This is a genomic window from Streptomonospora nanhaiensis (assembly GCF_026642255.1).
Taxonomy (GTDB): Bacteria; Actinomycetota; Actinomycetes; order Streptosporangiales; family Streptosporangiaceae; genus Nocardiopsis; species Nocardiopsis tropica.
The window spans coordinates 7,202,398-7,214,046 of the sequence record NZ_CP113264.1; the positions used below are offsets into that span (position 1 = coordinate 7,202,398).

Annotated in this window: 10 protein-coding genes; 3 read left to right on the forward strand and 7 right to left on the reverse strand. The window is 71.7% G+C overall.

Features of this window, described 5'->3' with window-relative positions; all coding sequences use genetic code 11:
• From rplI to OUQ99_RS31250, 5 genes are all read right to left on the reverse strand, one after another.
• Window positions 1–447 (reverse strand): 50S ribosomal protein L9, encoded by a 447-nt coding sequence (gene rplI, locus OUQ99_RS31230; RefSeq protein WP_267947331.1) that lies wholly within the window; start codon window positions 445–447, stop codon window positions 1–3.
• A 27-nt stretch (window positions 448–474) separates the two neighbouring features.
• Window positions 475–711 carry a 30S ribosomal protein S18 gene (gene rpsR / locus OUQ99_RS31235; RefSeq protein WP_013155832.1) on the reverse strand — a complete coding sequence of 79 codons (237 nt, stop codon included), beginning with the start codon at window positions 709–711 and terminating at the stop codon, window positions 475–477.
• Window positions 712–825: 114 nt separating this feature from the next.
• On the reverse strand, window positions 826–1,425 hold the full coding sequence (locus tag OUQ99_RS31240) for a single-stranded DNA-binding protein (protein ID WP_267947332.1): 600 nt from the start codon (window positions 1,423–1,425) through the stop codon (window positions 826–828).
• Between the two features lie 121 nt (window positions 1,426–1,546).
• On the reverse strand, window positions 1,547–1,837 hold the full coding sequence (gene rpsF / locus OUQ99_RS31245; protein ID WP_267947333.1) for a 30S ribosomal protein S6: 291 nt from the start codon (window positions 1,835–1,837) through the stop codon (window positions 1,547–1,549).
• A gap of 250 nt (window positions 1,838–2,087) precedes the next feature.
• Window positions 2,088–5,018 carry a transglycosylase domain-containing protein gene (locus OUQ99_RS31250; RefSeq protein ID WP_267947334.1) on the reverse strand — a complete coding sequence of 977 codons (2,931 nt, stop codon included), beginning with the start codon at window positions 5,016–5,018 and terminating at the stop codon, window positions 2,088–2,090.
• An 860-nt stretch (window positions 5,019–5,878) separates the two neighbouring features.
• Here OUQ99_RS31250 and OUQ99_RS31255 point away from each other — a divergent pair.
• Together OUQ99_RS31255 and OUQ99_RS31260 are read left to right on the forward strand one after the other, a co-directional pair.
• Window positions 5,879–6,949 carry an inositol-3-phosphate synthase gene (locus OUQ99_RS31255; RefSeq protein WP_267947335.1) on the forward strand — a complete coding sequence of 357 codons (1,071 nt, stop codon included), beginning with the start codon at window positions 5,879–5,881 and terminating at the stop codon, window positions 6,947–6,949.
• 59 nt (window positions 6,950–7,008) lie between these two features.
• Window positions 7,009–8,304: an MFS transporter gene (locus OUQ99_RS31260; protein WP_267947336.1), complete on the forward strand. Its 1,296-nt coding sequence runs from the start codon at window positions 7,009–7,011 to the stop codon at window positions 8,302–8,304.
• Between the two features lie 136 nt (window positions 8,305–8,440).
• On the opposite strand, the gene OUQ99_RS31265 is transcribed toward OUQ99_RS31260, so the two are convergent.
• Window positions 8,441–8,962 carry a GNAT family N-acetyltransferase gene (locus OUQ99_RS31265; protein ID WP_267947337.1) on the reverse strand — a complete coding sequence of 174 codons (522 nt, stop codon included), beginning with the start codon at window positions 8,960–8,962 and terminating at the stop codon, window positions 8,441–8,443.
• A 288-nt stretch (window positions 8,963–9,250) separates the two neighbouring features.
• Here OUQ99_RS31265 and OUQ99_RS31270 point away from each other — a divergent pair, with 288 nt between their 5' ends.
• Complete coding sequence (locus tag OUQ99_RS31270; RefSeq protein ID WP_267947338.1) at window positions 9,251–9,976, forward strand: class I SAM-dependent methyltransferase; 726 nt, start codon at window positions 9,251–9,253, stop codon at window positions 9,974–9,976.
• Window positions 9,977–9,993: 17 nt separating this feature from the next.
• On the opposite strand, the gene OUQ99_RS31275 is transcribed toward OUQ99_RS31270, so the two are convergent.
• Complete coding sequence (locus OUQ99_RS31275) at window positions 9,994–11,493, reverse strand: CCA tRNA nucleotidyltransferase (protein ID WP_267947339.1); 1,500 nt, start codon at window positions 11,491–11,493, stop codon at window positions 9,994–9,996.
• Window positions 11,494–11,649 lie beyond the last annotated feature (156 nt).

Below are 11,649 nucleotides of genomic sequence, written 5' to 3' on the forward strand. Positions count from 1 at the left end.
TCAGGCGCCGACGACGTCCAGCTTGATCGTCGCGGAGACCTCGGGGTGCAGGCGGACCTGGACCTTGTGGCTTCCGACCGACTTGATCGGGGTCTTGACCTCGATCCGGCGCTTGTCCAGCTCGGGCCCGCCGGTCGCCTTGACGGCGTCGACGATGTCCGCGGGCGTGACCGAACCGAACAGACGACCGCCCTCGCCGGCGCGCTGCTTGAGGCGCACGGTGAGCGCACCGACCTGGCCGGCGACCTGCCTGGCCTCGTCCAGGGTGCGGATGTCACGCGCGGAGCGCGCGCGCTGGATCAGGTCGATCTGCTTCTGACCGCCGCGTGTCCACCGGATGGCGAACCCGCGGGGCAGCAGGTAGTTGCGACCGTAACCGTTCTTCACCTCGACGACGTCGCCGGGGGCTCCGAGACCGTTGACCTCGTGGGTCAAAATCAGCTTCACGACAAAAACCTCCCTCGGATATCGCCGCTAGCGAGCGGTGCTGGTGTAGGGCAGCAGGGCCACCTCGCGCGCGTTCTTGATCGCGGTCGCGACGTCGCGCTGGTGCTGGGTGCAGTTGCCCGTGACGCGGCGGGCACGGATCTTGCCGCGCTCGGAGATGAACTTGCGGAGAAGCGTGGTGTCCTTGTAGTCGATGTAGGACTGCTTCTCCTGGCAGAAGAGGCAAACCTTCTTCTTGGGCTTGCGCGCTGCCGGCTTCGCCATCGTGGTGCTCCTTCGCAAGAGCCCCGGGGTCCTCCCGGGGATGGTCTGTGGATGGAAAGGTGACTCGGCGCCCTGGGGCACCGGGCCGTGTGCTGCGTGGTGCGGGGTGGAGCGCTAGAACGGGGGCTCGTCGGAGAAGCCTCCGCCGCCGCCACCGAACCCGCCGCCACCGCCGCCACCGTTGGTCGCCCACGGGTCGTCGGCCGGGGGGCCGCTGCGGCCTCCGCCGCCCTGCGCCCCGCCGAAGCCGCCGCCCTGGTTCCCGTAGCCGCCGCCACCCTGCTGGGGCTGGCCGCCGCCGAAACCGCCTCCGCCGCCGTTGCCGCCGCCGAAGCCGCCGCCACCCTGGCGCTGCGTCTTGGTCACCTTCGCGGTGGCGCTGCGCAGAGCCGGGCCGACCTCCTCGACGTCGATCTCGAAGACGGTCCGCTTCTCACCCTGCTGGGTCTCGTACGAGCGCTGCTTCAGCCGGCCCTGCACGATGACGCGCATGCCCCGCTGAAGGCTCTCGGCCACGTTCTCCGCGTACTGCCGCCAGACAGTGCAGGTGAGGAACATGGACTCGCCGTCCTTCCACTCCCCCGACTGCTTGTCGAAGGTGCGGGGCGTCGAGGCCACACGGAAGTTGGCGACCGCGGCTCCACTGGGCGTGAAGCGCAGCTCAGGGTCGTCGACGAGGTTGCCGACGAGCGTGATCTGGGTTTCGCCTGCCATGGATGGGCTCCGGTTCGAGGTAGTCGGTTCAGGCGGTTTCGCCTGCTCCCCCGATCATCCGCGCCGGTACTGACAGAACCGGGGCGGACGGAAGGGGGTGAGGGGTACGGGCAGGGCCGTCCTAGTGGACCTCGGGCCGGAGGACCTTGGTGCGGAGCACGGCCTCGGCGAGGCCGAGCTGGCGGTCGAGCTCCTTGACCGTGGCGGGCGTGGCCGTCAGGTCGATGACCGCGTAGATGCCCTCGGGGTTCTTGTCGATGTCGTAGGCGAGACGGCGCTTGCCCCAGATGTCGACCTTCTCGACCGAGCCGCCGTCGTTGCGCACGACGCCCAGGAAGTTCTCCAGCGACGGGGCGACGGTGCGCTCGTCGAGGTTCGGGTCGAGGATGACCATGATTTCGTAACGACGCATAGGCGTACGTTCCTCCTCTGGACTGTTGCGGCCATGGAATCTCCATGGCAGGAGGGCAGGAGTCCGCGAGCTGTTCCGCGCCGGGGTCGGCGGGCCTCGCACGGACTCTGAGCCATACAGCCCCCAAGGTTACCAGTCGCCGCGTACCGCCGGTGATGGCTGTGGACGGCCGGACACGCGAGGGGGCCGGTGCGCGGAACCTCCGCGCACCGGCCCCTCGGTCGGTCCTCCCGCCGTGGCGGGAGGGGGGTCACTCGTCCCGGCCGAGGACGATCATCCTGTTGTTCTCGTTGGAGCTGCTCCGGGGCCAGGTCCAATCGTCGTCGTCACTGCTCGCGTCGTCGTTGGGGTCGCCCGGCGTGGTCGGCTCCTCGCACCAGGAGGGCGGGTTCGGTCCGGTGCACTCCACCGGGACGTCGGGGGTCCCCTCGTTCTGGCACTCCCAGTCGGACTGGTCGCACTCCGGCGGGGACTCGACGCCCTCGCAGTTGGGGTTCTCCGGGTCGATGTTCGCGGGGTCGCACTCCGGGTATTCGGAGGGCTCGTCCGAGGGTTCCTCGCTCTCCTCCTCGGTGGGCTCCTCGCTCGGGCTCGGCGTGGGCAGGAAGCTCTGGTCCGCGCCGACGTAGGCGGGCGCCGGGAACTGCTCGACTGGCATGCCCTCCACGGCCGTCGTCATGAACTCCTTCCACACGTTGGCCGAGGTGGTGCCACCGAAGATCTCGTTCTCGGGCTGGCCCTCGAACTCCAGGGAGAGGTTGGCGTCCGCCCGGCTGAGTCCGACCGCGGCGACGAGCTGCGGCGTGTAGCCCACGAACCACGCGGAGACCGCCCCGCTGGAGGTACCGGTCTTGCCGGCGACCGGGCGCCCGTCGGGGAGCGCCGCGTTGGAGCCTCCGCCCGCCTCGATCACCTGGGTCATGGCGTAGGTGACGTCGGCGGCCACCTCGGTGGAGACCACCTGGGTGCCCTGCTCGATCTGGTCCGCGTCGTCGGGCTCGACGACCGTGCCGTCGGCCATCCTCAGCTCGGTGACCATGTGCGCCGGCCGGTGGACGCCGCCCGCGGCGAAGGTGGCATAGGCGGACGCCTGGTCGAGGGCGGTCACCTGGTGGGTGCCGAGCGCGACCAGCGGGCCCTGGGTGGAGGTCGTGATCTGGTCCTCGTCCACGCCGGCGTCGACCGCGGTCTGGTCGACCGCGGCGGCGCCGAGCCGGGACGTCAGCTCCACGAAGGGGGTGTTGACCGAGTCCGCCGTGGCCCGGACGAGGTCGACGGGCCCGTAGCTGCGGCCGTCCGCGTTCTGCACCGGGCTCTGCAGCTCGGGGAAGTTCTGCGGCGAGTCGCCGTCGAACATGCTCCGGAGGCTGATGTCGTTGCTGAGCGCGGTGGCGAGCACGTAGGGCTTGTAGGAGGATCCGGCCTGCGTGCGGTGCTGCAGCGAGTTGTTGACGACCTCGGACACTGCCGGGCCGCCGTGGAAGGCGAGGATCTCGCCCGTGGCGGGGTCGACCGCCGTGAGGCCCTTCATGGTGTCGTCGGGGGTGCCGGGGAGGACGTCGAAGGCGCCGGTCGCGGCGTCCATGAGCGCGGGGTCGAGGGAGGTCTCGACGACCAGGCCCTGGGTGGCGATCGTCGCGTCGGTGATGCCCGAGCCCGCGTAGCGCTCGGTGATCTCCTGGATGACCGCGTTGCGCACGTAGCCGAACTTGGGGTCGACGTCGGCCTCGGCGGTGGGGTCGTAGGGGATCCGCTCGGGGATCTCCAGTGCCTCGGCCTCCTCGCGCGGCAGGCCGCGGCCGCTGCCCTCCTCGTGCATGAGGGCGAGCTGCTCCTGGATGTAGGGCCAGCGCTCCTCGTTGAGGTACGTCGTGGTCCAGTCGCCCATCTCGTTGGCCTCGAAGTTGCTGGGCATCTGGATGATGACGCCCAGGAAGGCGCCCTCCTCCGAGTTCAGCTCCGACACGCTCTTGTCGAAGTAGGCCTGGGAGGCCATCTCGATGCCCGAGGCGCCGCGGCCGAAGTAGATCGTGTTGAGGTAGGCCTCGAGGATCTCCTCGTGCTCCATCTGCTGGCCGAGCTTGATGGCGATGAAGATCTCGCGGATCTTGCGGACGATGCGGTCGTCCTGCTCGAGGTCGCTGTAGTAGTTGCGGGCCATCTGCTGGGTGATGGTGGAGCCGCCGCCGGCCTCGCCGCGGGAGAGGATGGCTCGCCCGATGCCGCTGATGCTGATGCCGGGGTCCTGGAAGAAGGTGCGCTGCTCGGCGGCGAGCACGCCGTCGATCACCTCGGGCGGGATGTCCTCGTAGTTGACCTCGACGCGCCGGACCTCGCCCGTGGTGACCGCGACCTCGGGGTTCTCGTCCCCCTGGGGCGCCCACATGATCTGGGTGGCCGACATCGTGTTCTCGGCCTTGGTCTCGAGCTCGTCCCTGTCGGGGGCCTGGGCGTACAGGACCGCGAAGGCGCCCACGCCGCCGATGACCATCAGGCCGAAGGCCGCGAGCGCGGGCTTCCACGCCTTGGCGAAGAAGCGCTTGTACCAGGGGCGGTCGTCCGGCTCCTCGTCGCGGGACCGGCGGCGTCCGCCGCCGCCCCCCCGGCCGCCCGAACCCGCCGCGGCCCGGGTGCCCCGGCCCGCGGCGCGGCGGCCCTCCGAGCGCGATCCGTGCTCGCGGTCCCGGTCGCGGGGGTCGCGGGGACCGCTGCCCGCCCTGCGGCGTCCGCCGGAGCGCGCCTCGTTCTCGGGGGGGCGGCGGCGCTGACCTTCGGGGCGTCCGCCGCGCTCTCCCTCGGGGCGGCGCCGGGGCCGGTCGCCGTCCTCCGGCCTGCGGGGCCGGTCTCCCTCGGGTCGCCTGCGGGGCCGGTCGCCGTCCTCGGGGCGCCTGCGCTGGCCCTCGGGGCGGCGGGGGCGTTCGCCCTCGGCTCTGCGGCGGCCGCCCTGGCCCTCGGAGCGCGCCTCGTTCTCGGGGGGGCGCGGACGGCGCGGGCGCTCGGCCCCGCCGTCGCCACGGCGGGCGCCGCCACCGGAACCCGATCGACGCCGGCCTCCGGACTGGTGGTCACCCGGCGGCGGGCCGTCGGCCCTGCGCCTTCCGCCCTCGCCCCGTGGACCGTCGCCCGGGCCATCGGCCCGGCGACGGCCGCCGTCGGCATTCCGTCGTCGTTCGGTACTCACGTGGTCCTCGATTGCCTCTCACGGCCGGTCGGCCTGACGATTCCTTGGTGGAAACGGGGGGACGGTCCCCCTGGGGGATCGGTGATCCGCGACCTGTTCCTCGGGCGACCTGGGCGAATCGGCCCCGCGGGGCCGCGTCCGCCTCCTCACCGGTCGTTCAAGGCTTGATAAAAGGGACGCACAGAGGCGGTTCGGGGTTTTCAACAGGTCGCGAAGACGTTAGCCGCTTCATCCTCCTGATCGTTGGCCTGCGGGAGCGCTGCCCGCTCGTCGGTGCTCTGTGCCGACGGGACGTCACCGCGGCGGGGGCTCCGTCCGGGGGCTCTACCGGCTACGCACGCAAATCAAAGGTCACGTTAGAGCGATGGAACGGTATAGCACAACCCACGCGCGAGGGTATCGCGCGCCATGGGACACCTGGCCATGTTGTGTCCGAAACCGCCCGTCGCGCCTGTTCAGGGCGCGGGAACCGAACGCCGGCAGGCGCAGGGACCGTGTCCGCGCCCCGCTCGGGGACCTCGTTCGCGCAGGTCGGGGGCAGTGTGTGAGATTTTGCCCCCAGTGTCTCCGGATATCCGCTGGACGGAGGGGGTCCGGGCGCCGCCGGGCGGCCGTGTCGGCGGTGCGCCATGCGGTCCCCCGATCGGGCGGAGATAGAGTCATAGCTGAACAAAACAGCCATACATGCATGTTCTCTCCCCGGCGGTCGACAGCCGCCCACGGGGGAACAGAAACGCCGTGTTCGCTGCTGACCACATACGGAAGACGAACGCAGGACGACGAACCCGACCGCCTCCGGCGCGGGGCCGTCGCCGTGCGCTGTGGAATCCATGTTCGCGGAGAAGAAGGAGCAAGGACCAATGGGTTCGGTACGTGTAGCCGTCGTGGGCGTCGGCAACTGTGCGGCATCGCTCGTGCAGGGCGTTCACTACTACAAGGACGCCAACCCCGAGTCCCGGGTGCCCGGCCTCATGCATGTGCAGTTCGGGCCGTACCACGTGAGTGACATCGAGTTCGTCGCCGCCTTCGACGTGGACGCCAAGAAGGTGGGGCACGACCTGGCCGACGCCATCACGGCCAGCGAGAACAACACCATCAAGATCTGCGACGTGCCGCCGACCGGCGTCACCGTCATGCGCGGCCCCACCTACGACGGCCTCGGCAAGTACTACCGCGAGATCATCCAGGAGTCCCCCGAGGACGCCGTCGACGTGGTCGCGGCCCTCAAGGCCGCCAAGGCCGACGTCCTCGTCTCCTACCTCCCCGTGGGTTCCGACGAGGCCGGGAAGTTCTACGCCCAGTGCGCGATCGACGCGGGCGTCGCCTTCGTCAACGCCCTCCCGGTGTTCATCGCCTCCGACCCCGAGTGGGCCGACAAGTTCACCCGGGCCGGCGTCCCGATCATCGGCGACGACATCAAGTCGCAGATCGGCGCGACCATCACCCACCGGGTGCTGTCCAAGCTGTTCGAGGACCGGGGCGTGATCGTCGACCGCACCTACCAGCTGAACTTCGGCGGCAACATGGACTTCAAGAACATGTTGGAGCGTGAGCGCCTGGAGTCCAAGAAGATCTCCAAGACGCAGTCCGTCACCTCGCAGATCCCCCACGAGCTCAAGGCCGGCTCCGTGCACATCGGCCCGTCGGACCACGTGCCGTGGCTCGACGACCGCAAGTGGGCGTACATCCGCCTGGAGGGGCGCGCGTTCGGCGACGTCCCCCTCAACCTGGAGTACAAGCTGGAGGTCTGGGACTCCCCCAACTCCGCGGGCATCATCATCGACGCCGTCCGCGCCGCGAAGATCGCCAAGGACCGCGGGATCGGCGGCCCGATCCTGGAGCCCTCCTCCTACTTCATGAAGTCCCCGCCCGTCCAGTACAGCGACGCCGAGGCCCACGACAAGGTCGAGAGCTTCATCGCGGGCGAGTAGCCACCGGTGTGGGGCGGCTGCCCGGGGCCCCGGCCCCGGGCACGCCCTACCCTGGTCCGGTGTCCTTCTTCGGTGATCTGCGCGCGGTCCTGCGGGGCCCGCGGTTCCGCCGCCTCTTCGGTACCCGGCTGGTCTCGCAGTTCTCCGACGGGATCTACCAGGCCGGGCTGGCCGGCTTCGTCTTCTTCAACCCCGAGCAGCACACGAGCGCGGGCGCCGTCGCGGCGGCCTTCGCCGTCCTGCTCCTGCCGTTCTCGGTGGTGGCGCCGTTCGCCGGGGTCCTCATCGACCGGTGGCCCCGCCGCCAGGTCCTCCTCCTGTCCTCCCTGGCCAAGGCCGCGCTCGCGGCCGTGAGCGCCCTCCTGGTGTCCGGGGGCGAGGGGCCGGCCTTCTTCGTCGCGGCGCTCCTGGTGCTGAGCGTCAACCGCTTCTTCCTGTCCGGCCTCTCCGCCGGCCTGCCCTACGTCGTGCCCCGCGAGAAGCTGATGATGGCCAACGCCGTCACGCCGACCTGCGGCACCGCGGCCAGCTCCCTCGGGACCGGGGCGGGCCTGGCCGTCGGCCTCGTCGGCGGCGGGGCAGCGCTCGGGACGGGGCTGATCCTCCTCGTCGCCGCGCTCGGCTTCGCCGGCGCTGCGCTCGTCTCCCTCACCCTGGGCCGCCGGGAGCTGGGGCCGCACCTGGAGCGCGAACCCGCCGAGGTCGCGGACGCCGTCCGCAGCGTGGCGCGGGGCATGGCGTCCGGGGTACGGCACATCTGGGAGCGCCCCGCCCCGAGGGACGCCCTCGCCACCATCGGCGTCCACCGGGTCCTGTTCGGCGTCTCGACCCTGCTGACGCTGCTCCTGTACAACAACGCGTTCGCCGACGGCGGCGTGGCCGGGCTCGCCGGCTTCTCGGTGTCGGCCGGGCTCCTGGCGGCGGGGTTCTTCCTGGGCGCCGTGGCGACTCCCTGGGCGACGGCCCGAATGGCGGCCGGGAGCTGGATCGCCCTCCAGCTGGCGGTGGCGGCCGCGGCCCTGGTGGTGTTCGGCCTGCCGTTCTCCGCCGCGCTGTTCCCCGTGGCCGCGTTCGTGCTCGGCTTCGTCTCCCAGGGGGTCAAGGTCACCGTCGACACCCTGGTCCAGCGACATGTCGACGACGCGTTCCGGGGCCGGGTGTTCTCGGTGTACGACGTGCTCTTCAACGCGACGTTCGTCCTGGGCGCGGCCCTGGCCGCCGCACTGGTCCCGCCCTCGGGGATCAGCGTGCCGGTGGTCGCGGGCATGGCGACCGCCTACACGGCGGCGGCCGCCGCCTGGGTGGTGCGCGGCTTCCGCGTCCCGGGGCCGGAGGCCGTGCGGGAGGCGGCGTAGGGCGTGTTCCGCGGACCGTTCCGGGTCCGCGGGCGCCTGGCCCGCCGAGAGCGTCCGCGGACCACGCCCCGGCGTTCCGGCGACATGTCGACAGGAGGACCTGTCGACGTGCCGACCCGGCGCGACCGGCTCCCCGTCAGCCGTGCTCCGTGGTCTCCTCGTAGACGCGGAGGCCGCGGGCCAGGTAGTTGGCCAGCGCGTGCTCCCCGTCGAGGGAGCAGGTGTGCAGCCACACCCGCCGGGTCGGGTCCCGGTCCGGCCAGCGCCCGGCCAGGTCCCAGGCGCGTTCGAGGGCCAGCGTGAGCATGTGCCCGCCCATACCCCTGCCGAGGAAGCCGGGCACGAGTCCGAGGTAGGCGATCTCCACAGCCCCGTCGGGCTGGGCGTCCAGCTCCGCGTAGCCCGCGGGGGTGTCCTCCTCGTACAGGACCCAGGTCTCGCGCCCCGGGTGGTCGACCCACGCCCGCCACTGCTCGGCCGAGAGGCCGAGCCCGTCGGCCGCCTCCCAGTCGCCGCCGACCTCACCGCCGTGCATGAACCGGCTCAGCACGGGGCTGGGGATCTCGGCCCGGGAGAACGTCACGTCCGCCCCGGGCTCCCGCGCGGGGCGCAGGTCGGCGGGGTCGGTGGACTCCAGGTACCAGGTGGTGATGGTCACCGCGCCAGTCTCCCCGCTGCCGCCCGGCACGACAAGGACGGGGATCACTCCCCGGACGGCCCGCCTCCGGGACCGCCGTGTCCGCCGGACCGCACACGTGTCGACGTGGCGACATGGCGACGAGTCGACGGATCGACGGGTCGACGGGTCGGCACGGCCCCCCGGCCCGGCCGGGGAGGACGGCGCCCCGGCCGGGCCGGCCGCACACCGCCCGATCCTTCCGTGACGGCGGAGTCACGTGTTGTAGTGTCCCGGAAAAGACTTGTCGACACACAGGGATGGTGCGCCATGGGCGGCGAGCTGGGCCCCGGGAACCCCTCCGGCGCCTTCGGGGCGCGCGGGGTGACCAAGCGGATCGGGGCGGTGTCCCGGCAGCTGCCCGTCCGCGGCGACCGGTTGCTGGACGTGGGATGCGGGGACGGCACGTACACCGTCGAACTCGCCCAGGGCTACGTGCGCGTGGACGCCATCGACATCGAGCCCGGCCGCCTCGACGCGTTCGCCGCCAGGATCGCGGGCACCGGGTTCGAGGACCGGATCGGCCTCCACAAGATGTCCGCCGACTCGCTGGCCTTCGACGCCCACACCTTCGACCGGGTCACGGCGTTCGAGGTGGTCGAGCACATCGAGGACGTGGAGGGCAGCCTCGCGGAGATCCACCGCGTCCTCAAGCCCGGCGGGGCGCTCTCCCTCACCACGCCCAACCGGTGGTTCCCGTTCGAGACCCACGGGGTGCTGTGGGGGCGCAGGCGCAGGTCCGCCCTGACGGCGCCGTTCCTGCCCTGGGTCCGGCCGCTCCACGAGCGCATGTCGGACGCGCGCTCCTTCACCACCCAGGAGATGGGCCGGCTGCTGCGAGCGGTCGGGCTGAGCATGCGCGCCGTCGACTACGTGATGCCGCCGTTCGACCGCCGGACCCGCGGGCTCCAGTCCCTGTCCGACGGCCTGGAGGGCACCCCTCTGCGGGTGTTCGGCATGGCGATGGCCGTGACCGCGGTGAAGCCGCACCGCTGATCCCCGCGGAACACCCCCTAGAGGTGTTCCGCCGCCCAGGCGCGCAGCTCCGCCGCCGCCTCCTCCTTGCCCATCGGCCCGTTCTCCAGGCGCAGCTCCAGCATGAAGCGGTACGCCTTGCCGACCACGGGCCCCGGCGAGAGGCCCAGGACCTCCTGGATCTCGTTGCCGTCGAGGTCGGGGCGGATACGGTCCAGCTCCTCCTGCTCGGCCAGCTTCCCGATGCGCCGCTCGATGTCGTCGTAGGCCTTCGACAGCGCCGCCGCCTTGCGGCGGTTGCGGGTGGTGCAGTCGGCCCGGGTGAGGATGTGCAGCCGCTCCAGCTGGGATCCCGCGTCGCGGGCGTAGCGGCGCACCGCGGAGTCCGTCCACTCGCCCTTGCCGTAGCCGTGGAAGCGCAGGTGCAGCCCGACCAGCGTGGACACGTCGGAGACGACGTCCTTGGGGAAGCGCAGGGCGGTGAGCCGCTTGCGGCTCATCGACGCCCCCACCACCTCGTGGTGGTGGAAGGTGACCCGGCCCCCTCCCTCGAACTCGCGCGTCTTGGGCTTGCCGACGTCGTGCAGCAGCGCGGCCAGGCGCAGCACCAGGTCGGGCTCGTGGCCACGGGAACGCTCCAGGTCGAGGGCCTGGTCGAGGACGGTGAGCGAGTGCTCGTACACGTCCTTGTGCCGGTGGTGCTCGTCGATCTCCAGGCGGAGCCCGGGGATCTCCGGGAGCACGTACTCGGCGATGCCCAGATCCACCATCAGCTCGATGCCGCGGCGCGGGTCGGGGCTGACCATGAGCTTGGTCAGCTCGTCCCGGACCCGTTCGGCGGAGACGATGGACAGGCGGTCGGCCATGCCGCGGGCCGCCTCGGCGACCTCCGGCGCGAGCGTGAAGCCGAGCTGCGCGGCGAAGCGCACCGCGCGCATGATGCGCAGCGGGTCGTCGCTGAAGGAGTCCTCCGGGCGGCCCGGTGTGCGCAGCACGCCCGCCTCGAGGTCGGCGAGCCCGCCGAAGGGGTCCACGAACTCCAGTTCCGGCAGGCGCACGGCCATCGCGTTGACGGTGAAGTCGCGCCGGAACAGGTCGTCGTGGATGTCCGTGCCGTAGGCCACGTCGGGTTTGCGGGACTTGGGCGAGTAGGACTCGCTGCGGTAGGTCGTGATCTCCAGCTGGTGGCCCCCCTTGCGCAGGCCCACCGTGCCGAACTCGATGCCGACCGTCCACACGGAGTCGGCCCAGCCGTCCACCAGCTCCAGGATGCGCGAGGGGACCGCGTCGGTGGTCAGGTCGACGTCGTTGGAGCGCCTGCCGAGGAGCGCGTCGCGGACCGGGCCGCCGACGAGGGCGAGCTGCTGTCCGTGCGACGCGAAACGGGCGCCGAGCTCGTCCGATACCGGCTGCACGGCCTCCGCCAGCGCGGTGATCGCCGCGCGCCGGGTACCGTTCAGCGACCCCGGTCCCGGGACCGCCCCGGCCTCCGGCCGCTGGTCGGCGTCGTTCTCACTCGAAAACTCTGTGTTCGGCACACCACGCAGATTAGGCGGCCGTCGGTCCAAACTGCGAATCGTCCCGCGGCCCCCGGCCGGGCCGGGTCGTCCACAGGTCGGCCCCGGCTCTGGTGGAGCGCACCCGTTTGATGAAAGAGTGGCCCCTCCGCCGAGCACCACGCGGTGGTCCTCCCC